This window comes from Sphaerisporangium sp. B11E5 (genome assembly GCF_039871875.1).
Lineage (GTDB): Bacteria > Actinomycetota > Actinomycetes > Streptosporangiales > Streptosporangiaceae > Sphaerisporangium.
Window position 1 is genome coordinate 1 of sequence record NZ_JBDPMD010000041.1, and the last position, 21,898, is coordinate 21,898.

Here is a 21,898-nt window from a genome sequence, read left to right on the forward strand (position 1 = left end):
CCCCCACCCCCAGCACCCCGACCGGCAACACGATCCGCGGCGTCGGTTCCAACCGCTGCCTCGACGTCACCGCCGCCTCCCAGGCCAACGGCGCTCAGGTGCAGATCTGGGACTGCAACGGCCAGTCCAACCAGCAGTGGACGCTGACCGCGGCGAGCGAACTCCGCGTCTACGGCAACAAGTGCCTGGACGTCAACGGCGCAGGCACCGCCGACGGCACCGCCGTGATCATCTGGGACTGCAACGGCCAGAACAACCAGAAGTGGCGCTTCAACGCCGACGGCACCATCACCGCGATAGGTGCCAACAAGTGCCTCGACGTGGCCAACGCCGGCACCGCCAACGGCACCAAGGTCCAGATCTACTCCTGCTGGGCCGGCACCAACCAACGCTGGACCCGCGCCTGACCCTACGACCGCCCGACCCCACGGGTGCCTCATCTCCGCATGCGGAGACGAGGCACCCGATCCACGTTCCGCGGCCCGCCACGAGCTCGGCGATAGACCGTCGGCTCCTCCCTTGGACGGCACGCACGCCGACCGAGTCGATAGCACGCGATGTACATCCAGGTCATCGCCGCGCCGGGCGGCACTCCGTAGTGGATGTCGGGCTCGCTGTCCGGCTCGGTGCACGATGTGCGGGCGGCCAGGATCTGGGGCGTCGTGCGCCGCCTGGGGGTGGCGGGCAGGAAGACAATGCATCTGCGTGCCGCCGGTGTCAGAGCCCGTGAGATCTCGTCCCGGCGGGTCAGGACTGCCGGGACCTTGCCCGTCTCAGGCGAGGCCGCCGTCCTTCACCACGGCACAGAAGGCCACCCAGGCGTCCGCTCCGACCACGAACGCCGGCCCGGTGGGGTTCTTGCTGTCACGTACGGCCCGGCGTTCGTGGGGCAAGGAGGCGACCTCCACGCAGTCACCGCCGTTGCCGCCTGAATACGAGGACTTGATCCAGGTGGCGCTGGTCAGGTCGTCCATTTCTGTGCCCACTCCTTTATCAACTGTTTCGATCCGGCCTGTGGGAGCGCGTGAATTCTGATCGCGTCGTACCGTGTGCGCAGGTTGCGGACATCCTCCGGTGAGGCGATGACCTTGCCCTCGTTGGCGGTTTCCAGGTAGGCCACGTCCTGGCCTTGGACGTCGGCCAGCATGAACGCTCCCAGCAATCCTGGGGTGCAGGCGGACGATATCGGGACTATCTGGAGCGCAATACATGGGTGCTCTGCCATGGTCAGCAGGTGGTCGAGTTGTCTTCGCATGACGGCGGCACCGCCGATGGGGCGCTGGAGGACGACCTCGTCCAGTACGGCCCACATCCTCGGGGAATCGTCGCGGTCGAAGATGGCTTGCCGGTCGAGTCGCGAGGCGACGGCTTGGTCGGCCTTCGAGTGCTGGAACAGCGGCTCGGCCAGGAAGAGCGTCCTGGCGTAGTCAGGCGTCTGGAGCAGCCCTGGTACCAGTGAGTGCTGCCAGGAGTGCAGGGTCGTGGCCTTCTGTTCGGCCTCCAGCCATGGGATGAACCAGAGTTGTACGCCGTCCGATCTGCACTCGTCCCACAGCCGGAGGAGCAGGCCGTTCTGGTGCAACTGGTCGTCCACGCGTTGGGCGAAGTCCGCTTTGGGCATTCGGCGGCCGGTTTCGACCATGCTCACCAGGCCGCCGGAGTATCCGATTTTCTCGGCCAGTTCTTCCTGGGTGAGGTGGGCGGCCAGGCGGCGTCTGCGTAGTTCGTAACCGAACCTGTGGGTGGGAGAGGTCTCGGGGTTGGGTTCGTGCTGGTCGGTCATGTCGTCTCCTGAAACAAGAGTCAACGAGCGACGTACGAAAGTGCACGGTGTTGGTTGTAGTCGTTCTCTTACGCAGCGTAGGGGAAAAGTTCACCCTGGGAGAGTCCTTTCGCCGACAAGAAAGGCGCTCATCGTGGCGCGGCAATCGCATACCCAGATAGCACTACAAAGCACTCCACGCGTTCCCTTTTCCGCTCTGATCGCGGCAGAACGGGTGCGGACGGAGCTGCACACCTACGGCATCGTCAGCGAGGTGAACGGGGACGACACCGCCGCCTGTGTCTCGGTGCAGGCGGGGCTGGTCGTGTGGGTGCGGCCGGGGGCGGGGTTCTCGTGGTGGGGCGGGGAGTGGTCGGTCAGGGGACGGAAGCGGTACGCCTGGGGGCCGCCGGGTGACCCGGTGGCGGTGGCGCGGCGGGTGGCGCTGCGGTTCGCCGAGGCGTACGCGGAGCACGCGCACGCGGCACTGATCACGGATCTGCTGAGGGGGGTGGGCGGCGACCGGGAGGTTCCTCCGCTCGTGCAACCGGCCGATCGGGTGGTGCTGGTGTGGCCGGTGTGAACGAGGGGCGGTACACAGTCCGGACCGTGCCGGTGTCGGCGAGTACCGCGGCGTACGACGCGGAGCTGCTGGCCGTGCTCAAGCGGGAACTGGGGCCGCACGGCGTCCGCTGCGAGGTCCGTCTACGGGTGATCGGCTCCCGGGGTGACGCGCGACCGGGGCAGACGCATCTGCCGACCGAGCTGCTGGTGTTCGGGGCCGACGGCACCGAGCGCGCGGCGGCGGTGGTGGCGGAGATGGACGAGGGGACGTTCTACTGCGTCACCTCGGATGACAAGCCGTGGATACGCTTCCCCCTGCGCCAGGTCGTGGAAGCGGCGGCCTACCTGCGGCTGCTCGCCTGGGACTGCGGGAGGCCGCCGGGGACGGGGTGACTCCGGGCGGGCTGTGCGTGTCACTGTCGCTGAGCGTGAGGGGTGCGCGGCCCGCCCGGTTCCGTGACCGGGTTGGCGGGGAGGTCGAGCCAGACGTACTGCCCTTCGGGGGTCACGGTCATGCCGAAGCGGTCCTTGGGGGGCGAGCCCCAGGAGAGCCAGCGCAGGTAGGCGTCCTGTACCTCGTCCCACAGGTCGTGTGGGCCTCGTTGCAGGACCGCCACGTGTTTGTGCTCGGGGGAGTAGTGCACCTGGGCGTCGGAGTCGTCGGACCAGAGGGAGAGGTGGAAGTGGCCTTCGGGGCGGTCGGCGTGGGTGGCGTACACATGGGGGTGCAGGGCGGCGATGGCGATGTCGGCTCCGTAGGAGGAACGGAGTACGCGGCGGGGATCCAGGTCGGTCATGGAGTCGCGGTAGGCGTCCTGGAGGCTGGGGAGGGGCCATCGTTGCGAGCGCAGGGGCATGAAGCCGACGGCGCGGTGGAAACGGCCGGTCGCCGTGCCGTCGCCGGTGGGGGTGAGGACGGTGAGGTGGCCGCCTTCCCAGCGGGGGATCCAGGGGATGACGATCAGCCCGCCGGGGCGGGTCTGGCCGACCCATGAGTGCGGGATGCGGTCGACGCCGCAGGTGACGTGCACCCGGTCGTACGGTGCGCCGTCGGCGCATCCGGCGGAGCCGTCGCCGAGGATCAGGCGGGGGGAGCGGCCGGCCGCGGCGAGGTTGCCGGCCGCGGTGGTGTGGACGGCCGGGTCGATCTCGACGCTGGTCACGTTGCCGTCGCCGAGGCGGTGCGCCAGCAGTGCCGCCGTCCAGCCGGTGCCGGTGCCGATCTCCAGGACCTCGTCGCCGTCATAGGGATCGAGGGCTCCGAGCGTCAGCGCCACGGCGGCCGGTGCCGAACAGGACGAGGTGTAGTCGCCCTTTCCCCGCGCTATGTCGGTGGCGCCGTCGTCGAGCTGGGTGACGATCGCGGCGTCGGAATAGACGGCGTCCACCCACGCTTCGGGATCGGTGTTCCGGTCGATGAGGTGAGCCGGTCTGTCACGGGAGTCGCACCAGGCCCGATCAGGGATGAACAGGTGGCGCGGCACGGCGCGCACCGCACTTCGCCACCTGTCGTCCAGCCCGGTCAGCCGATCGGCGAGGGCGGTGATGCGCTGATCTAAGTTCACCGGTTTTCCGGCTTTTCATGCTTTCCGGGAGCGTCCGGACGGCTCCCGTCGGAGGTCGGCGGCGGCTTTTCGACGGGCTCGTCCGTGGGAGGTTTGCCGTCATGTTTACCCATTGTAGGAACACTCCTTTCCGCGCGGTCAGGCTGCCGGGGGCCGTTGATGAAACCAGGATTGCATATCCGTGGCAGGGGCGGGGGATTTTCGGTCGGGACATTAAAGCCGGGTGGTGGATATAGATATATGGGCATTTTCCGGCTATGCGGAATCGGGCCGCTGGTTGTCGGGGCCGCTGGCGGGGGTGGGCGCGGGGGGTGCATACTCGTGGGTAACAGACGGAAGTTCGGCGTGGTGAGGAGTTGCCCGGATGAGCCTCTCGGATCTGCGGCCCGTGCCGAGTGAGTCACTTCAGTTCCGGTTCCCGCGGAAGTTCGATGACGTGGCCGAGGAGCGGCGGCATCGGATGGAGCGGCTGGCGGCGGCGTTGCGGCTGTTCGGGAGGTTCGGGTTCGAGGAAGGGGTGGCGGGGCACATCACGGCGCGGGATCCGGAGCATACGGATCATTTCTGGGTGAATCCGTTCGGGATGAGCTTCAAGCATGTGCGGGTGAGTGACCTGATCCTGGTCAACCATCAGGGGGAGGTGGTGGAGGGGGCGCGGCCGGTGAACCAGGCGGCGTTCGCGATCCACTCGATGGTGCATCAGGCGCGGCCGGACGCGGTGGCGGCGGCGCACAGTCACTCCTTGCACGGGAAGGCGTTGTCGGCGCTCGGGCAGATGGTCGAGCCGTTGACGCAGGACGCCTGCGCGTTCTACGAGGATCATGGGTTGTTCGACGACTACACCGGCGTGGTGCTGGACGTCGAGGAGGGGCGGCGGATCGCCCGGGCGCTGGGGTCGCACAAGGCGGTGATCCTGCGGAACCACGGGCTGCTCACGGTGGGGGACTCGGTGGACGCGGCGGCGTGGTGGTTCATCACCATGGAGCGGTCGTGCCAGGCGCAGCTCCTCGCCAAGGCCGCCGGGCAGGTGGTGCCGATCACCCATGAGAACGCCAAGCTCACGCACGGGCAGATCGGCAACGATCTGGTGGGATGGATCAACTTCCAGCCGCTGTACGACCAGATCTCCCGCACCGACCCTGACCTGTTCGACTGAGCCGGTGCGATGAAACTAGCGGGCTAGTTTCCCGAAAATTTCGGCCACGTCCGGAAGTTTCCGCAGGATAACGCGGTGTCACTCACGCGATGGTCCGAAATCTTTTTGTGATTCATTGACACATTTCGGAGCGATCTCCAGACTTGGGCGGCAAGTGGAGACCTCCCATGTCACCAAGCGGGTGATAGGTGGTCCGCCCGCAGGTCAAGGTGGCACTCGGCGAGTCGCCGGGACCTCGCGGGCGGTCCGCTCCACGTCCCCTCCCCCGATCGGTGTTCCACTGGAGGAACAAGAATGATCGACAACGCCGCCGTCCCCGTCGGCAGAAGAAAGCTCCAAGGCGTGCGGAACGCCTTGGTCGTCGGTACCGTGGCCGCCCTCGGCGCTGCACTGGTGGCGGGCCTCACGGCTCCGGCCGGTGCCGCGGAGAGCACGCTCGGCGCGGCGGCCGCGCAGAGCGGCCGGTACTTCGGCACCGCGATCGCCGCGGGCAAGCTCGGCGACTCGCAGTACACGACGATCGCGAACCGTGAGTTCAACATGATCACGGCCGAGAACGAGATGAAGATCGACGCCACCGAGCCCAACCGGGGGCAGTTCAGCTTCGGCAACGCCGACCGCATCTACAACTGGGCCGTGCAGAACGGCAAGCGGGTACGCGGGCACACGCTGGCCTGGCACTCGCAGCAGCCCCCATGGATGCAGTCGCTCAGCGGCAGCAGCCTGCGCCAGGCGATGATCGACCACATCAACGGCGTGATGAGCCACTACCGGGGCAAGATCTACGCCTGGGACGTGGTGAACGAGGCGTTCGCCGACGGCAACTCCGGTGGCCGGCGCGACTCCAACCTGCAGCGCACCGGCAACGACTGGATCGAGGTCGCCTTCCGCACCGCGCGGGCCGCCGACCCGGCCGCCAAGCTCTGCTACAACGACTACAACATCGACAACTGGTCCTGGGCCAAGACCCAGGGCGTGTACAACATGGTGCGCGACTTCAAGCAGCGCGGCGTGCCGATCGACTGCGTGGGCCTTCAGTCGCACTTCAACAGCAACAGCCCGTACAACAGCAACTACCGCACCACGATCTCCAGCTTCGCCGCCCTCGGGGTGGACGTGCAGATCACCGAGCTGGACATCCAGGGCGGCTCCGCTCAGACCTACGCCGCGGTGACCAACGACTGCCTGGCGGTCCCCCGCTGCACCGGCATCACCGTCTGGGGCGTGCGCGACACCGACTCCTGGCTCGGGTCCGGCGCCTCCGCCCTGCTGTTCGACGGCAGCGGCAACAAGAAGGCCGCGTACAACTCGGTGCTCAACGCACTCAACAGCGTGTCGCCGAGCCCGACCGTCACGCCGACGGTCACCCCGACCGCCACTCCGACGGGTGGCGGAGGCACGTTCCGGTTGCGCAACGAAGGCGCGGGCCGGTGCGTCGACTCGCCGAACAGCGCCACCGCCAACGGCACCCAGCTCCAGATCTACGACTGCCACACCAACCCCAACCAGAGCTTCACCTATGACGGTTCCAGCCGTCTGGTGACGATGAACAAGTGCCTGGACGTGCCGACCGGCGGAGGCTCGGGCACCCGCATCCAGCTCTACGACTGCCACGGCAACTCGAACCAGCGCTGGACGTTCAACTCCAACGGCACCGTCACCAGTGCCGCCAACAACCTGTGCCTGAGCGTCACCGGCACGGGCAACTCCTCCGGCGTGACCGTCGCGAGCTGCAACGGCCAGGCCACCCAGAGGTGGACCCGGGCGTAGCCCTCATCTCAGTCTGTGGCCCGGCACCCGCGAGCGGGTGCCGGGCCACCGCGCGTTCCGGGGTCAGGTGAACAGGTCGGGCGGGGGGACGGGCGCGATCACCGCGTCGCCGTCCCGGATGGGGGCCGCGCCCGCGATGAAGTTCACCAGGTCGTCCTCGCCCACGTAGCGGGACTGGGTGAGGCCGCCCGCCGCCTTGCGGGACAGCACGGCCACCGGTAGCGGGGCGGGGGACGCCACGACGATCAGGTTGCCGAACCGGCGTCCCCGCAGCACGCCGGGCTCGGCGAGCAGCGCCACGTGGCGGAACGTGCCGCGGACCGTGGCGGCGATCCTGCGGGCGAAGCCGAGGCCCTTGCCGTCCGCGATGTTGATCAGCAGGGTGCCGGAGGGCTTGAGCACGCGGGTGAGGTCCGCCATGTACTCCGCGGTGACCAGCTCGACCGGGATGGTGGCGCCGGTGAACGCGTCCAGCACGATCAGGTCGGCGGACGTGTCGCGCAGGCCCGTGACGCCGGAGCGGCCGTCGGCCACGCGGACCTTCAGCCGGGGCACCGACGACAGCCGGAGCTGGTCGCGGACCAGTTCCACCAGCGCCGCGTCCGGCTCGATCACGATGTGCCGGGAGCCGGGGCGGGTCGCGGTGATGTAGCGGGGCAGCGTGCAGGCGCCGCCGCCGACGTGCACGGCGTCCAGCGGGCCCTCCTGGACGCAGTCGATCACGTCCGCCATCAGCCGGACGTACTCGAAGTCCAGGTAGGTCGGATCGTCCAGATCGACGTACGACTGGGGGACTCCGGACATGGTGAGGAGCCAGCCGCCCGGCCGGTCGAGGTCCCGGAGAAGCTCCACCTCGCCGTGGCTCACCGGGTAGCGGCCGGGCACGGGGTTCGCCTCGACCTTACGCTTGGCCACACGGTCTCCTTTTTCTTCTGGTATATCCGGTTGTGCCATCCCCGGCATCCTTGGGAGAACGGTATGCGTCGCCGCGGAGTACTCACCCTCATCGTGGTGACGCTTGTCATCGTCACAGCCGCCACGGTGGCCCTCGTCGTGGACTCCCGGCGGGTGCGCGGCACACCCGAGGCGGTGGGGCGGGCGTACCTGGACGCGTGGGCGGCCGAGGACCTGGAGGCGATGCGGGACCGGGTCGCGGCGCCGCCGGGCGACTTCGCCGAGGTGCACCGGGCCGTGAGCGCCGAGCTGCAGATCACCTCCACCAAGCTGACCCCCGCGGCGGTGACGCGGCGGGGGGAGCGGTCGGCGGACCTGCCGTTCAGCGGGGTGCGGCAGATCGGGGAGCTCGGGCAGTGGCGGTTCTCCGGGGTGCTGCACCTGGCGGTCCGGAGCGGTGAGTGGAAGGTGATCTGGACACCCGCCACGCTGACGCCCGGGGTGGCGCCGAGCGAACGGCTGCGGCTGGCGGAGATCCCGGTGCCGGGCACGGAGCTGCTGACCCGGCAGGGGCGGCCGATGCCGCGGGACAGCGGGGTGGAGACCTACGTCGAGGACCTGGTGGGGGAGATCGACGACCTGGACGAGACACCGCCGTCCGGGTGGGCGGTCGAGGCGGTCCCCGCCGCCGGGCGGCCCCGGCGGCTGGTGGTGTTCCGGCCTCCCATGGAGCGGCGGCTGCGCACCACCCTGGACTGGTGGACGGAGGCGGCGGCCGGTCGTGCCCTGGACGGGGTGAACCGGCCGGCGGCGATCGTGGCCGTCCGGCCCTCGACCGGTGAGGTGCTGGCGGTGGCGGACCGGCTGCCCGCGCAGGGCGCGTTCTCGGCCGCCTACCCGCCCGGCCCCGCGTTCACGCAGGTCGCCCAGCCCGCCGTGCTGCGGGACACCTTGGGCTTCGGTGCCCGCTTCAAGTCCGGACTCGGCGGGCGGTGCGGCACGGCCCGCGAGCCCTCAGCGGACGGCTCCGGAGCGTCGGTGTCCGCGACGCCTCTCTGTATGGCCCTGCTCGCCGCCGCCGCACAGAGCGGCACCTGGCGCCCGCCCCGGCTGATGTCCGAGCGAGCCGTCTCCCGCCTGGAAGGCATCGGCGGCCCCAAGCCCAAACGCCTCCCACCTCCCGTCGCGGTCCAGCTCCGCACCCTCCTCACCCCGTCCTCCGGCCTCCCCGCCGGCGTCTCCGGCACCTCCGGCACCGCTCCGGCCCTCACCGGCGCGGACCACTCCTGGTTCATCGGCTACCGAGGCGACCTCGCCTTCGCCGTCTTCGTCGAGCACGGCGCCCCCGACTCCGCCACCACCACGGCCGAACGGTTCCTGCGCGCCCTCTGACTCACTTGGTGCGGGTCAGGCGGCGGAGGGCGAGTTCGGCGTACAGGGCGGTGCCGACGGGGAGGGTGTCGTCGGAGAAGCGGGCTTCGGGGGAGTGGTTGTAGGCGGACGTCGCGGGGTTCTGGTCCTCGGGGCAGGCGCCGAGGGCGATGAAGGCCGAGGGGATCTCGTCGCAGACGAAGCTGAAGTCCTCGGCGCCGGTGAAGGGCTGGGGGGACTCGATGTAGTGGTGGTCGCCGTAGAGGTCGCGGATGGTCCGGGAGGCGAAGTCGACTTCCTGGTGGTTGTTGACGGTCACCGGGTAGCCGGCGTCGAACTCGGCTTCCAGCTCCAGGCCGTGGGCGGCGGCTATGCCTTTCAGCAACGTGACGGAACGGGTGCGGAGGCGCTCGTGGGCGGAGGCGGAGAAGGAGCGGAAGGTGGCCTCGAACCGGGCTTCCTCGGGGATGATGTTGTCGGCCGTGCCGGCGTGGAAGCTGCCGACCGTGACCACCACGGGGTCGAAGACGTCGAAGGCGCGGGTGACCATGGTCTGCAGGGCGGTGACCATCTCGCAGGCGGCCGGGATGGGGTCGCTGGCGTGGTGGGGCATGGAGCCGTGTCCGCCGGAGCCGCGCACGGTCACCACCAGGCGGTCGGCGGCGGCCATGATGGGGCCGCCCCGGCTGACGAACACGCCCTGGGGGAGCACCGAGCTGATCACGTGGAGGGCGTAAGCGGCGACCGGGCGTTGTCCCGCGGCGTCCAGCACGCCTTCGTCGATCATGAGTTTGGCGCCGCCGGCGCCCTCCTCGCCGGGCTGGAACATGAACACCACGTCGCCGGCCAGGGCGTCGCGGTGCGCGGACAGCAGGTGGGCGGCGCCGGCCAGCATCGTGGTGTGCAGGTCGTGGCCGCAGGCGTGCATCACTCCGGCGATCTCGGACGTCACCGGGCCGCCGCCGCGCTCGGTCAGGGGCAGCGCGTCCATGTCGCCGCGCAGCAGCACCGCGGGGCCGGGCCGGCCGCCGCGCAGCACCGCGGTGACCGAGCTGAGGCCCTTGCCGGTGGTCACCTCCAGCGGAAGGCCGTCCAGAGCGGCGAGCACCTTCTCCTGCGTGCGTGGGAGCTCCAGGCCGAGCTCCGGTTCGCGGTGCAGGGCGTGGCGGAGCCTCACCAGCTCGTCGCGCATGTCGTCGGCCGCTTCGCGAAGTGACACCGGCATCGCTGCAATCGCCTCCTGGGTCGCTGGGTTGTCCTCGATCCTGCCAGGTGTCCCCGGTTGCTGTCCCCCTTCGCGGAGGTGAGCAGCATTTGACCCTGCCTTGGGCTGCTGACGTCTTCCGAGGGGATAGAACCGAAATCGGGAGAATGAGGGGTTTGGTGGGTTTTCCTGCCACCCCGGGGAGGGGACGACATGCGAGTAGTCGCGGAGGAAACCACCCGCCACTGGTGGAGCTACGCCGTGCGCGGCGTCGCCGCCGTACTGTTCGGCATCCTGGCCATCGTCTGGCCGCTGATGACCCTGTTCACGCTGGTCGTCCTGTTCGGCGCGTTCGCCGTGATCAGCGGTGTGATCACCTTGGTCGGCACGGCGCGCGGCGACCACCCCGGCGAGTCGCGCCCCTGGGCCATCGCCTCCGGCGTCCTCGGCATCGCGGCCGGGGTGATCGCCTGGTTGTGGCCGGGCATCACGACGTTCGCCCTGCTCATGCTGATCGCCGCCTACGCGGTGCTGATCGGCGGCGCGGAGATCGTGGCCGCGTTCCGGCGGCGCAGGTCCGGCGAGACCGAGTGGATGTACGTCGTCTACGGCGCCCTCGCGGTGCTGTTCGGGATCCTGATGTTCCTCTGGCCGGCGTCCGGGGCCCTGGCCCTCACCTGGCTGATCGGCATCTTCGCCATCGTGTACGGCGCGGCGCTGCTGATGCTGGCGTACCGGATCCGCGACGTGCGCCAGAAGGGCGCCGCGGGCACGGCCCCGCACGCCGTCTGAGCGACCACTCAAAAGAATCATCGCACCAGTCGGCGATAGGCCGAAAGATATGCATATAGAAACCGTCAATACGGGAAGGTTGCCGGTGTAGCGTCCGATTCCCCTAGGAGGCGACATGAGCGCGATCGACCGCCTGTCCCGGCACCTGCTCATCGACGGCTACCACCTGGAGCCGGACCTGGAACGCAGCCAGGGGTCCTGGCTGGTGGACGCGCGCACCGGCCGGACCTACCTGGACTTCTACACGTTCTTCGCGTCGGCTCCCCTCGGCGTCAACCCGTTCGGCGACGACCCCGCGTTCACCGAACTGCTCGGCCGGGTCGCGGCCAACAAGCCGGCCAACTCCGACCTGTACACCTCCCACCTGGCCGACTTCGCCGACACCTTCGCGCGTGTGCTCGGCGACCCCGAGCTGCCCCACCTCTTCTTCGTCGAGGGCGGCGCCCTGGCCGTCGAGAACGCCCTCAAGTGCGCCTTCGACTGGAAGAGCCGCCACAACGAGGCCCGCGGCCGTCCCCGCACGCTCGGCACCAAGGTGCTGCACCTGACCCGCGCCTTCCACGGCCGCAGCGGCTACACCCTGTCCCTCACCAACACCGACCCGGTCAAGACCGACCGTTTCCCCGTCTTCGGCTGGCCGAGGATCGACGTCCCCGCCATCCACCAGGGCGACGTGGAGGCCGCGGAGGAGCGGGCGCTCGGGCAGGCCCGCGCGGCGTTCGCGCGCCACCCGCACGACATCGCCTGCTTCATCGCCGAGCCCATCCAGGGCGAGGGCGGCGACAACCACATGCGGCCGGAGTTCCTGCGGGCCGTCCAGAGCCTCTGCCACGAGAACGACGCGCTGTTCGTGCTGGACGAGGTGCAGACCGGCGGCGGCACCACCGGCACGGCGTGGGCCTACCAGCAGCTCGGGCTGGCGCCGGACGTCGTGGCGTTCGCCAAGAAGGTGCAGGTCGGCGGGATCATGGCCGGGCGCAGGGTGGACGAGGTGCCGGACAACGTGTTCCGGGTCAGCGGGCGGATCAACTCCACCTGGGGCGGCGGCCTCGTGGACATGGTGCGCTCACGGCGGATGCTGGAGATCATCGAGCGGGACGGGCTGATCGCCCGCGCCGGGACGCTCGGCGAGCGCCTGCTGACCGGGCTGCGCCGGCTCCAGGAGACCTTCCCCGGGCATGTGCTGGACCCGCGCGGCCGGGGTCTGATGTGCGCGTTCGACGTGCCGTCCGGCAGGGACCGGTTCATCGCCGCCCTGCGTGACGATCAAGGGGTGCTGGTGCTGCCGGGCGGCGAACGGACCGTGCGCTTCCGTCCCGCCCTCTCGGTCACCGCCGAGGAGATCGACCACGGCCTCGCGGCCATGGCGCGGACCCTGTCCGCGCTGGTCAGCCCGATGACCGTGCCCGCCTAGAACGGTCACCGTCGCCGCCTGCCGCAGGTATCACCGGCGCCTTCCCCATGGCGCCGGCCCGGCGGGCTAGGCGTGCGATCCTCCCGGCGCGTCCCCGCGCCACAGACCGATGGCGGTCATGCGGCAGTCGGCGCCCAGTTTCGAATAGATGCGGTTGACGTGGTTCTTCACGGTCTTCTCGCTCAGGAATAGCCGCTGGGCTATCTCGCCGTTCGAGTGACCCGTCGCGATCAGCTCCATCACCTCGGCTTCGCGTTTGCTCAACTCTGCGTGCGCGTGCTCCTCGTACGTGGCGTCATCGACACTCATCCGGCCTCCGGTGGCACGAATCATTGTCAGATCGCCGAGCCCCCCGCGCCTGCGGCGTAGCGGTATCTGTGCGAGCATAGCCCGCTGTTCCCGCCTTTGGGGTGCATGCCCCCGCAGAAAGGATGTTTTTCCGAAACATCCCGGAAAAGGGCGATGGCCGGTCCGATCGGACCGGCCATCCCATGTGGGGTGAGTGATGGGACTTGAACCCACGACATCCAGGACCACAACCTGGCGCTCTGCCAACTGAGCTACACCCACCACGGCCGGGTTGTTCACCGCGGCACAAGGAAGAGTGTAGCGGGCTTTGGGGGGTTCTGACGCCGCCGCCGGTCAAGATCCGGTTATGGACTCCGCCACTTCACGTGCGGTCGCCGAGTCGGGGCCGGGCTGCGGCACGAAGACCGCGGCCCGGTAGTACCGCATCTCGCGCACGCTCTCGGTGATGTCGGCCAGCGCGCGGTGGCCGCCCTGCTTGGCGGGAGAGGCGAAGTAGACCCGCGGGTACCACCGCCGCACCAGTTCCTTGACCGACGAGACGTCCACCATGCGGTAGTGCAGGTAGGCGTCCACCGCGGGCATGTCCCGCGCGATGAACGCGCGGTCGGTGGAGATGGAGTTGCCGCACAGCGGCGCCTTCTTGGGCTCGGCGACGTGGCGCCGGATGTAGTCGAGGACCATGGACTCGGCCTCGGCCAGGGTGACACCGTCGCCCAGGGCGGTGAGCAGGCCGGAGGAGGTGTGCATCTGGCGCACGACCTCCGACATCTGCTCCAGCGCCTCCCTGGGCGGTTTGATGATCACGTCCAGACCTTCGTCCAGTTGGTTCAGATCGCCGTCCGTGACGACGCACGCCACTTCGACGAGCGCGTCCCGGCCGAGATCGAGCCCGGTCATCTCACAGTCGATCCAGACCAACAGGTCACTCATGATGCCCAGCGTAGTGCCCGGTCACGAGGCCTTGAGAGAGTCCAGTACGCGATTGATCAGTGAAGTGTCCAGATTGTCAGGAACAGAGATGTAAAGCATGGAAGGTCGCTGGCCGGATCCCTGGTCCACGACGACGAACGCGCCCTCTTCGGTCTTCCACTTCCACCCGGCCTTCTTGGCCTCCTCGCCGAAGTCCATGCGGAACCGCAGGACCCAGCCCTTCTTGCCGCTGACGTCGATCGCCTCGTCCTTGAGGGCCTTCTTGTCGTGCGGCGGGCTGTAGAACACCGGCTCGTACCGCAGCAGCAGCTCACCGGTGATCTTGCGCAGGTCCTGGGGGCCGGAGTACTCGAACGAGTCGGGCAGCCGGCCGGACAGCACCGTGCCGAGCCAGTTGTTGCCCTGGCCGTCGTAGTTCTCCTGCGAGACGGCCTGGTAGCCGCTGGTCCACCGGGGGAAGCGCGGGTCGGTCGGGCCGTTGCCGTTGACCTCGGCCCAGCTCGGCACCGAGAAGGTGCCGCCGGGGTAGTAGAACTGCAGGCCCGAGCGCGGATCCTTGATCGTGTCGCCGTCGGGCTGCGCCAGCTCGGCGGGGAACGAGCCGGACTCGCTCGGCGCGGGCGTCGGAGGCTGCTCCAGCGGCGGGGTGACCTGCGGGTCCAGCGGCTCCAGCGTCTCGATGTCGCTCGGCTCCGGCGTCGGGCCGGCGAGCGGAGTGCGGTTGTTGACGAGACTCAGGCCGATGACCAGCGCCACGACCAGCAGGATCACGACGGCGCCGCCGCCGAGCACCCACGGCAGCGGGCCGTTCTTCTTCTTCGGCGGCGGGGCCCCGAAGTCCGGCGACGGCATCTGGGCGGTGCCCCGGCCGCCCCACTGCTGCTGCCCCGGCTGCCCGCTGTACGACGGCAGCGTGGGGGCGCCGAACTGCTCGGTGCGCGGCGGCTGCCCGTACGGCCCCGGGCCGCCGGGCCCGCCGTAAGGCGCGCCGCCCTGCCCCGGCTGCCCGAACTGGGCGGGCCCGCCGTAGGGCCCGGGCTGGCCGGTCTGGCCGCCGCCCGGCAGCGGGTACGACGCGGCGCCGCTCCCCGGGCTCGGCGAGAAGCTCGGCTGCGTGCCGGTGCTCGGCTGGAAGGACGGCTGCGGGCCCGTGCCCTGCTGGACGGGCTGCGGCCCGGTGCCCGGGGAGGAGCCCTGGTCGGGCTGCCCCGGTGCCTGCGGCGGCCCGGCGTCCTGAGGCCGTCCCTGGGGGCCGGTGCCGGGCGCCGCCTGCGGCCCGGTGCCTGGCTGCGCCCACTGTCCCGTCGACACCGGGCCTTGCCCTTGCGTTCCCTCCACGGGATGGGTGGCGTCGGTCCACTGCGTGCCGTCCCACCAACGCAGTTGGGGGGTTCCGTACGGGTCGGGGTACCAGCCGGCGGGGGTCTGCGTCATGTTCGCCAGAATAGTGACATCCCGATTCTTTCGCGCATTTGCCGACCGGGAGAAACCTGTGGGTTCACTGACAGGTGGACCGCCGGTGCCGGTCCCGTATGTCGGCGGCCTGGGACGGAGCGGACTCCGATCACTCTCGATTCTTCGCAAGGTCTGTAAGTTTCCGCGCGAGCCACTCCTCGGTCACCTCGTCGCCCGTCCAGGAGGCGAGGTCCACTCCGATCGGGGGCTTCTCCCCGGCCGCGACGGTCGCCTCCTTCACGATCAGTTTCCGCCCCTCCAGGGCCGCCAGGATCGTGGCCGTTCTCTGCTCGGGGCCGATCGGGAACCTGACCACCCCCTCATCCCGCAGCAGATGCCGGAACGCCGCCAGGAGGTGACGCTGTTGCCCCAGGGAGTCCGGGTGGGTCAGCGGCGTGTAGCCGCAGTACACGATCGCGAGGAAGTGGTTCGACAGGAACGCCTTGTGCACCGGGTCGCGGCCGAACAGCCCGAGCACGGTCGGCCCGAGATCGATCTCCGGGTCCACCGTGTACGCGGCGTCCAGCCGATGTCCGCCCTGCAGGCACGCGAGGTTCTGCTTGCGACTCGGGAGCGGCGTGTTGCCGCAGCCGACGGCCAGCGCCTTGATCGCCGGGTCTCTGGTGTAACGGAGGAGAACGCCCTGGCAGATGCCCCACATGTGCCGGATGTACCGGGCGGGGACGTCCACGGGTATCTGTGCCCACTCGGGGTCGGTCAAGCCGCGCAGGAAGAAGACGAGGCTCTCTATCCACTTCTCGGGGTGCGCGGTGTAGATCTTGGGGAAGAGCTCGTTGGCGACGTCCTTGACGTCGAAGTTGAGATCAGCCGCCACAAAGCGGTTGAGCATCGCCTCACCTTGGAAGTCCACCGCCCATTTGTCGGGCTTGGTAGCGGAACGGCGGCTGATCGTGCCGGAGCGCGAGTAGAGCTTCCATTGCGGGTTGACCACGCGCACCCGGTCGCCCACCGCGAACGCCCGCGGGTCCGTGGGCACCTCCGTGAGGGCCTGTGACCCGCGTTCCAGAGCTGGGCCGCCGGACGTGGCGGCGTCCCGCAGGACTCCCCGTGAGCCGATCGCGGCCGTGCCGGTGACGCTGTTCTCGTCGGATTCCTTGCCGGTAGGGATCGGTTCCATGCCGCGCCCCCGTCACAGGCCCGGGGTGGCGGGGGAGTGGCCGTTGGCCGAGGGGGGCGGCGAGGAGGGACGGGCGCCGGTCACCGCCGCGTGGTCGATCTGGTTGACGATCTGCGGGACCACGAACAGCCGCTGGAACAGCTCGGCGCGCTCGGTGTCGTTGTCGGCGACGATACGCAGGCCGAGCTCCAGCCGGTCGGCCTCCAGCGTGCGCAGCCGCGTCTCGGCCTGCGCCGCCTGGTTCTCCGCCGCACGGGCCTGGACCGCCTGGGTCTGGAGGCCGGTGGAGTAGTCGTCGAGCGCGCTTCCCTCACCGAGGAAGGAGTCCACGGTGACGCCGTCCGTGCGCATCACGTGGCTGCCGGTGCTCACGATGACGCCGGGTACGGTGTGCTCGCGGCCGTCCGGGCCGATGGCGGAGGTCGTGAAGTCCGGGTCCACCTGGGCGTACGCGGGGGCGTCCTCGCCGCGCTCGACCATCCGGACGAAGCCGGGCACGATCCGCCCCCGGTGGTCGGCGATGGTCCGCACCGCCTCGTGCACGTCCTCGCGCACCCGGCGGATCGCCTCGGGGCGCAGGCAGTCGCCGAGCAGGCGGTCCAGCTCGGCGAGCGGCACCTCGTCGCGGGACTCGGCGTGGCCGTTGAAGAACGCCACCCGCACGTCCACCAGGTGCAGCAGGGTGACGTACTCCTGGTTCATCTGCCGGAACACGAAGTTCAGGGTGCGGCTGACGTTGATGTTCTCCAGCGTGCGCTCGACCGCCTGCTCCTCGCCCTCCTCCAGCTTGACGTCGATGCTGGTGTCCACCTGCACCTCACGCCGCGAGGAGGCGCGGGCGGTGTTCTTGCTCACCGCGTTGGTCAGGTTCTTGGTGAACTCCTCGCGGGCCTTGGAGCTGTTGCCCGCCACCGACCCGCTCACCCGGGCGCTGGCGCTGCCCCAGCCCCACGTGGCCTGGCCCTGCGCCTCGGCCTCGACCTTGTACTCCAGGCTGCTCGCCACGTTGTCCTGGTTGGACTGCTCGGAGTTCACCGTGCGGGCGAACTCGGTCTCGGTCTCGCTGTTGGTGGAGTCCAGGATCGACGCGGTCTTCTGCAGGCTCTGCGACGAGCGCTTGTAGGTGCTCACCCGGATGCTGGTCCTCTCCCCCGGCAGCAGGGAGAACGTCTTGATGGTGCGGCCCGGCCCGTACCGCCCGGGGAAGGACGTCAGCCGGTAGTACTCCACCAGCACCAGCCCGGGACGGCAGGCGCGCGGCGCGGGCAGGAAGCGGTACCCCCACGCGCCGGTCTCGTCACGGGACACCACGAGACGGGCGCCCTCGGTGAGCTGCCGCGCCACGGTGGCCTCGTCCAGCTCTCCGATCGCCTCGGCCATCGCGGCGCGCACGGCCTGGTCGCCGGTGCCGGGCACGTTGGGGAACACCGCGGGGTCGAAGTAGCCGGTCGTGCGGGCCGTCTGCCACGCCTCGGTGACGCGGCTGTGGGTCAGCGCGAACGGGGGCAGGCGCTCGCCGACGGTCTCGTGGCCGGTGTCGGGGTCTTCGTAGCCGTGCAGGCTGATCAGCGGGGTGCGCGGCTCCTGCCGCTCCTCCTCCTGGGCCCGCAGGTCCGTGCCGGTCACCGGGCGGCGCTTCAGGCGGACGCACAGCCGCCGGTTGTCGAGCGCCTTCGTCACCGGCTCGCCGAGCTCAAGACGCAGCACCACGTCCTTGACGTTCACGCTGTCGCGGTAGTTGAACCTCAAGGTGAGGGAGTCGCCGGTCACGAACTCGACCGGGGGGCCGTTGACGTGGTCGGGGTCGGGGCCCACGCTGCTCAGCGCGAGGAGGAACCTCTGGGTGGCCTTGGGGTCCTCCGCGTCGGCGACGTCGTCGGTGAAGGGATGCCACGTGCCGCGCTCGTCGTACACCCGGCAGGTGAGCCCGATCGGCTCCTCCTCGTAGAAGGACACCCCGAGGTAGCCCGGCCGCGCCCGGCCCACCGGGTCGAACCAGTAGCTGATGCCGAGGTGGTCGAGGAAGTCCTCCTGCCGGACGTCCAGCGGGATGATGTGGCGGCCCTGGTAGCTCGTGGCCTCGGGTAACTCCGCGCCGGTCGCCGTGAGCATGGTCATGTGTCTCCTCCACTAGGTGCGGTCGCGGGCTTCACTATGCGCAAGCCCCGCGGGCCGTACCATCCGGGGAAACTCTTACCGGCCGCGTAAAGCCGTCAGCACCTATACGTGAAGGTCGCCTTGTCCTCCAGGGGGCCCTGGTCGGTGATGGGCGAGAGCACGCGCAGGCGTGCGGTGAGGCGCTTGGTGCCCTCGCCGCCGATCTCCCACTCCAGTTTCACCTGGTGGGTGGTCTTGCCGGACTCGACGGTGTCGGTGTGGCGTATCGGCTTGCGGCCGGTGGGCAGCCACTCGTAGGTGACCTCGCCGGACGATCCGTTGGTGGTGATCACGCCGATGACGTTCACCGTGACGTCGCAGCCCTTCGGCTTGGGGGCGCGGACGTCCACGGCGGTGACGGCCAGCGGGTCGCCGCGCTGGAACCACAGGTAGACGGCGGCGGCCAGGATGAGCAGGAAGATCAGGCCGGAGCCGAGGATGCCGCCGCGGCGCCGCCTGCGCGGGCGGCGGTCACCGCCGGCCGGCTGGTCGCGGCCGGAGCGCCAGATCTGGGCGGCGGCGGTCTCCGTGGGGACGCCAGGGCCGAAGCGCAGGCCCTCGCCCTGGGGCCGGCCGCCGGAGGGCGCCGTGCTCGCGGTGCCCGCGGGGGCGGTGCCCTGGGCCATCGCGGCGGCTCCCGCCGCGGCGGCGCCGTACCCGGCGCCGTGCCCCCCGTGTGTGCCTTGTGTGCCGTACGGGCCTGAGGACGTGCCGGGCTGGTAGAGCAGCGTGACGACCTCGCCGGGGTCGGCGGCGAAGCCGTGGGCGGGGGAGGGGTCGCGGGTCGGGACCTCGCCCGCCGACCACCACTGGATGGTGCGGACCAGCCGCTCCCGGGTGGTGAAACCCGCGGGCAGCAGGTCACGGCCCTCCAGCAGGACGTCACGCGCGGCGCCGAGACCGTGGGAGGACGCCGTGCCGGCCGCCCGCTCGAACAACTGCGCCGCCCGGGGGTCGCCCGCCGCCCACGACGCCGCGAGGGTCCGGGCCAGTGCCGCCCAGGCCGCGACGTCGCGCCGCGGGTCGGCGTGCTCTCCGCGCAGCGCCTCGGCGAGGCCCCGCTCGGCCAGCAGCGTCGCGCCGTCCTCGCCGATCACCACCGTGCCGGGCCGCAGCGCGCCGTGCGACAACCCCGCCGCGTGCACCGCGAGCAGGGTCTGCGCCGTCTCCACCAGCACGGTCGCCGCGCTGCCGGCGTCCGGGCCCGGCGAGCCGGACCGGCCGTTCATCAGTTCCTCCAGGGACGGCGTGCCCGGCCGCGCGGTGAGCAGCCAGATCTCGTCCCTGGCCGCGACCAGGTCGTCGATCGGCATCAGCCCGCCGAGCCCGCTCTGCGCGAGCCGCCGGTCCGCGCTGACCGCCGCCACGACCCGCTCACGCGCACCCGGCAGGGCCACCCCCGCCGGGTCCAGCCGCAGCGCCCCGGCCCGCACGCCGTCCGGGGCCACGGCGTCGAACCACAGGCCCGCGTCACCACTCCGGTACCGTCCGCTGAGCCGGTACCCGGCGATGGCAGCCGCCCCCACGCCGCCGGAGCCACCCGGAACGCCGGAACCGCCCGCGCCGCCCGCACCGCCCATGCCGCCGGGGACGCCGGCGCTCCCCGTCCCGCCGGTGTCGTCGCCGTAGGGCATCTAACGCCTCCGGTGCCGTCCTGCCATGCGCTTCCTGAGCACAAGTGTGGCGGGTACGGCGCCGGTCGTCACCAGACCGGCGGCGAGCAGGCCGAGGCCGCCGCCGGGACCCGACGGGCCGGGAACCGGGGTGCCGTCCGGGCCGCCGCTCTCACCGGGGCCGTCCGAGCCGTCCCTCGGCGGCGGGGAGCTCTGGTCGGTGGACGTGTCGCTGGACCCCCGCGGGGTCTCGTCGGGGGAGTCGTTCGGTGTCGGGCTCGCCGGCGGCGTGCGCGTGCGGGTCGGCGACGGCGCCTGCGTGGTCGGCGGTGGTGGCGGCGACGGGGTGCTCGGCTTGGGCTTCGGCTTCCCGGACGGCAGGTCGTTGTTCACGTCCGGGTTGGACGGGTCGTCCTTCGGGGTTTCCGACTTCTTCGGCGTCGGGCCGGCCGTGCCGGAGGCGACCGGCGTCCTGGCCGGCTTCTTGCTCGGGGTGGGCTTCGGCGGGGCCGCCTGCGTGGGCGCCGCGCCCGTGGGCGGGGCGGCGGCGGACGAGGCGGGCACCGGGGTGCTCGGCGCCTCGCTCGGCTCCTCCGACGGCTCTCCCAGCGGTGTCTCGTCGATGCCGGGCTCGGCCGAGGGGTCCAGGGTCGTCTCGGTGACGGCGGGCGTGGGGGTGACCGGCGACTCCTGGGCCTGGAGCTCAGGGTCGCCGAGCGAGCCGACCAGCACGGCCGTGACGGCCGCGATCACCGCGAGCCCGGCCACACCAGCGACGATCTTCACGCCGAGCTTGCGCGCGGCGCCGCCGGTCACGCCGAGGTCGGTCTCGGCCAGGGACGTGCTCGCGTCCGGGGCCTCGCCGCCGAGCGGGAACAGCAGGCCGAGCAGCGCGGCGAGCCCGGCCAGGCGCCGCCGTCCGCGCTCCTCCCAGTCGGGCCCGTACGCCTCGGCGGCCACGGCCTCCAGCTCGACCAGGAACGCGTCGGCGGTGGGCGGCCGGTTGGCCGGGTGCTTGGCGAGGCCCCGCTCCACCAGGCCGCGCAGCGGGGCGGGCACCTGCTCCACCGGGGGCGGCATGGACTGGTGCTGGCGGGCGAGCGCCGCGACGTTGCGCGACTGGAACGGCCGGGTGCCGGTGAGGCACTCGAAGAAGACGATGGTGGCCGCGTACACGTCGGTGCTCGGCGCCGCGGGCGCGCCCGCCCACTGCTCGGGCGCCATGTACGGCGGGGTGCCCGCGCCGCTCACGCCGTCGCCGGGCCGTACGGCGATGCCGAAGTCCAGCAGCTTGCTCTGCCCGCTGGCCTCGATCATGATGTTCTCGGGCTTGAAGTCCCGGTGCACCACCCCGCCCGCGTGCGCGGCGGCGAGGCCGAGCAGCGAGCCCTTCAGCAGCGTCAGCGCCGCCTCGCCCCCCGTGGGGCCCTCCGACCGCAACATCGCGCGCAGCGAGACGCCGTCGACCAGCTCCATGACGATGGCCGCGCCGCCGTCGCTCTCGACGTACTCGTAGAAGCGGGCGCAGTGCGGGTTGTCCACCAGTTCGAGCAGGCGGGCCTCGTGGCGGAAACGCACGACGAACCCGGGGTCCGCCCGCAACTCGTCCGAGAGGTACTTGATCGCGACCGGGGTGTCGTCCACGTCGTATCGCGCCAGCACGACACGCCCTGAACCCCCCACCCCCAGCTCGCGGACCTCGGTGTAGCCGGGGACTCGCCATTCCCCCATGTGGGCGTCCATACGGTCTCCTTATGTGGCCGGGCCCCCACCCATGGCGAGATCGAAGCTTAACGATGCCCCT

Annotated in this window: 20 protein-coding genes and 1 tRNA gene; 8 read left to right on the top strand and 13 right to left on the bottom strand. The window is 70.7% G+C overall.

Annotated elements, in window-relative coordinates:
• The coding region (locus ABGB17_RS28995) for an RICIN domain-containing protein (RefSeq protein ID WP_347635143.1) at nt 1-407 on the top strand (407 nt) is incomplete at its 5' end.
• A 366-nt stretch (nt 408-773) separates the two neighbouring features.
• Here the strand turns inward: ABGB17_RS28995 and ABGB17_RS29000 are convergent.
• Entirely contained in the window at nt 774-974 is a 201-nt protein-coding gene (locus ABGB17_RS29000) for a DUF397 domain-containing protein (protein WP_347635145.1), read from the bottom strand.
• On the bottom strand, nt 962-1,783 hold the full coding sequence (locus ABGB17_RS29005) for a helix-turn-helix transcriptional regulator (protein WP_347635147.1): 822 nt from the start codon (nt 1,781-1,783) through the stop codon (nt 962-964). The genes ABGB17_RS29000 and ABGB17_RS29005 overlap by 13 nt, the downstream gene beginning before the upstream one ends.
• Nucleotides 1,784-1,997: 214 nt before the next feature.
• Between ABGB17_RS29005 and ABGB17_RS29010 the strand changes: the two genes are divergently transcribed.
• Together ABGB17_RS29010 and ABGB17_RS29015 are read left to right on the top strand one after the other, a co-directional pair.
• A complete protein-coding gene (locus ABGB17_RS29010; protein ID WP_347635149.1) occupies nt 1,998-2,345 on the top strand; it encodes a hypothetical protein in 348 nt (115 codons plus the stop codon).
• 32 nt (nt 2,346-2,377) lie between these two features.
• Entirely contained in the window at nt 2,378-2,719 is a 342-nt protein-coding gene (locus ABGB17_RS29015) for a hypothetical protein (protein WP_347635151.1), read from the top strand.
• 20 nt (nt 2,720-2,739) lie between these two features.
• On the opposite strand, the gene ABGB17_RS29020 is transcribed toward ABGB17_RS29015, so the two are convergent.
• Nucleotides 2,740-3,891, bottom strand: coding sequence for a methyltransferase domain-containing protein (locus ABGB17_RS29020; RefSeq protein ID WP_347635153.1), 1,152 nt, complete (start codon nt 3,889-3,891; stop codon nt 2,740-2,742).
• 364 nt (nt 3,892-4,255) lie between these two features.
• Here ABGB17_RS29020 and ABGB17_RS29025 point away from each other — a divergent pair, with 364 nt between their 5' ends.
• Nucleotides 4,256-5,047: a class II aldolase/adducin family protein gene (locus tag ABGB17_RS29025; RefSeq protein WP_347635155.1), complete on the top strand. Its 792-nt coding sequence runs from the start codon at nt 4,256-4,258 to the stop codon at nt 5,045-5,047.
• 294 nt (nt 5,048-5,341) lie between these two features.
• Nucleotides 5,342-6,817 carry an endo-1,4-beta-xylanase gene (locus ABGB17_RS29030; protein ID WP_347635157.1) on the top strand — a complete coding sequence of 492 codons (1,476 nt, stop codon included), beginning with the start codon at nt 5,342-5,344 and terminating at the stop codon, nt 6,815-6,817.
• A gap of 63 nt (nt 6,818-6,880) precedes the next feature.
• Here the strand turns inward: ABGB17_RS29030 and ABGB17_RS29035 are convergent, their stop codons facing one another.
• The gene (locus ABGB17_RS29035; RefSeq protein ID WP_347635159.1) at nt 6,881-7,732 is read right to left on the bottom strand and encodes a fused MFS/spermidine synthase; all 852 of its coding nucleotides are present in this window, start codon (nt 7,730-7,732) and stop codon (nt 6,881-6,883) included.
• A 63-nt stretch (nt 7,733-7,795) separates the two neighbouring features.
• Between ABGB17_RS29035 and ABGB17_RS29040 the strand changes: the two genes are divergently transcribed.
• Complete coding sequence (locus tag ABGB17_RS29040; RefSeq protein ID WP_347635160.1) at nt 7,796-9,103, top strand: NTF2-like N-terminal transpeptidase domain-containing protein; 1,308 nt, start codon at nt 7,796-7,798, stop codon at nt 9,101-9,103.
• Nucleotide 9,104: 1 nt separating this feature from the next.
• On the opposite strand, the gene ABGB17_RS29045 is transcribed toward ABGB17_RS29040, so the two are convergent.
• Nucleotides 9,105-10,307: a M20 family metallopeptidase gene (locus ABGB17_RS29045; RefSeq protein WP_347635162.1), complete on the bottom strand. Its 1,203-nt coding sequence runs from the start codon at nt 10,305-10,307 to the stop codon at nt 9,105-9,107.
• Between the two features lie 192 nt (nt 10,308-10,499).
• Here ABGB17_RS29045 and ABGB17_RS29050 point away from each other — a divergent pair, with 192 nt between their 5' ends.
• A complete protein-coding gene (locus tag ABGB17_RS29050; protein WP_347635164.1) occupies nt 10,500-11,078 on the top strand; it encodes an HdeD family acid-resistance protein in 579 nt (192 codons plus the stop codon).
• A 115-nt stretch (nt 11,079-11,193) separates the two neighbouring features.
• Complete coding sequence (lat, locus tag ABGB17_RS29055) at nt 11,194-12,492, top strand: L-lysine 6-transaminase (protein ID WP_347635166.1); 1,299 nt, start codon at nt 11,194-11,196, stop codon at nt 12,490-12,492.
• Between the two features lie 66 nt (nt 12,493-12,558).
• Here the strand turns inward: lat and ABGB17_RS29060 are convergent, their stop codons facing one another.
• From ABGB17_RS29060 to ABGB17_RS29095, 8 genes are all read right to left on the bottom strand, one after another.
• Nucleotides 12,559-12,801, bottom strand: coding sequence for a response regulator transcription factor (locus tag ABGB17_RS29060; RefSeq protein ID WP_347635168.1), 243 nt, complete (start codon nt 12,799-12,801; stop codon nt 12,559-12,561).
• Between the two features lie 185 nt (nt 12,802-12,986).
• Nucleotides 12,987-13,062, bottom strand: a tRNA-His gene (locus tag ABGB17_RS29065).
• A 72-nt stretch (nt 13,063-13,134) separates the two neighbouring features.
• Complete coding sequence (orn, locus tag ABGB17_RS29070) at nt 13,135-13,731, bottom strand: oligoribonuclease (protein WP_347635170.1); 597 nt, start codon at nt 13,729-13,731, stop codon at nt 13,135-13,137.
• 21 nt (nt 13,732-13,752) lie between these two features.
• Nucleotides 13,753-15,165, bottom strand: a complete 1,413-nt coding sequence (locus tag ABGB17_RS29075; protein WP_347635172.1) for a DUF2510 domain-containing protein — start codon at nt 15,163-15,165, stop codon at nt 13,753-13,755.
• 130 nt (nt 15,166-15,295) lie between these two features.
• Entirely contained in the window at nt 15,296-16,324 is a 1,029-nt protein-coding gene (locus ABGB17_RS29080; protein WP_347635174.1) for a hypothetical protein, read from the bottom strand.
• 12 nt (nt 16,325-16,336) lie between these two features.
• The gene (locus ABGB17_RS29085; protein WP_347635176.1) at nt 16,337-18,442 is read right to left on the bottom strand and encodes a hypothetical protein; all 2,106 of its coding nucleotides are present in this window, start codon (nt 18,440-18,442) and stop codon (nt 16,337-16,339) included.
• A 95-nt stretch (nt 18,443-18,537) separates the two neighbouring features.
• The gene (locus ABGB17_RS29090; RefSeq protein WP_347635178.1) at nt 18,538-20,115 is read right to left on the bottom strand and encodes a hypothetical protein; all 1,578 of its coding nucleotides are present in this window, start codon (nt 20,113-20,115) and stop codon (nt 18,538-18,540) included.
• A complete protein-coding gene (locus ABGB17_RS29095) occupies nt 20,116-21,837 on the bottom strand; it encodes a serine/threonine-protein kinase (RefSeq protein WP_347635180.1) in 1,722 nt (573 codons plus the stop codon). It lies immediately after the preceding gene.
• Nucleotides 21,838-21,898 lie beyond the last annotated feature (61 nt).

Coding starts and splice junctions, on each gene's coding strand:
- ABGB17_RS29000 (WP_347635145.1), bottom strand. CDS start 974: ATGGACGACCTGACCAGCGCCACCTGGATCAAGTCCTCGTATTCAGGC.
- ABGB17_RS29005 (WP_347635147.1), bottom strand. CDS start 1,783: ATGACCGACCAGCACGAACCCAACCCCGAGACCTCTCCCACCCACAGG.
- ABGB17_RS29025 (WP_347635155.1), top strand. CDS start 4,256: ATGAGCCTCTCGGATCTGCGGCCCGTGCCGAGTGAGTCACTTCAGTTC.
- ABGB17_RS29030 (WP_347635157.1), top strand. CDS start 5,342: ATGATCGACAACGCCGCCGTCCCCGTCGGCAGAAGAAAGCTCCAAGGC.
- ABGB17_RS29040 (WP_347635160.1), top strand. CDS start 7,796: ATGCGTCGCCGCGGAGTACTCACCCTCATCGTGGTGACGCTTGTCATC.
- ABGB17_RS29045 (WP_347635162.1), bottom strand. CDS start 10,307: ATGCCGGTGTCACTTCGCGAAGCGGCCGACGACATGCGCGACGAGCTG.
- ABGB17_RS29050 (WP_347635164.1), top strand. CDS start 10,500: ATGCGAGTAGTCGCGGAGGAAACCACCCGCCACTGGTGGAGCTACGCC.
- lat (WP_347635166.1), top strand. CDS start 11,194: ATGAGCGCGATCGACCGCCTGTCCCGGCACCTGCTCATCGACGGCTAC.
- ABGB17_RS29060 (WP_347635168.1), bottom strand. CDS start 12,801: ATGAGTGTCGATGACGCCACGTACGAGGAGCACGCGCACGCAGAGTTG.
- orn (WP_347635170.1), bottom strand. CDS start 13,731: ATGAGTGACCTGTTGGTCTGGATCGACTGTGAGATGACCGGGCTCGAT.
- ABGB17_RS29075 (WP_347635172.1), bottom strand. CDS start 15,165: ATGACGCAGACCCCCGCCGGCTGGTACCCCGACCCGTACGGAACCCCC.
- ABGB17_RS29080 (WP_347635174.1), bottom strand. CDS start 16,324: ATGGAACCGATCCCTACCGGCAAGGAATCCGACGAGAACAGCGTCACC.
- ABGB17_RS29085 (WP_347635176.1), bottom strand. CDS start 18,442: ATGACCATGCTCACGGCGACCGGCGCGGAGTTACCCGAGGCCACGAGC.
- ABGB17_RS29090 (WP_347635178.1), bottom strand. CDS start 20,115: ATGCCCTACGGCGACGACACCGGCGGGACGGGGAGCGCCGGCGTCCCC.
- ABGB17_RS29095 (WP_347635180.1), bottom strand. CDS start 21,837: ATGGACGCCCACATGGGGGAATGGCGAGTCCCCGGCTACACCGAGGTC.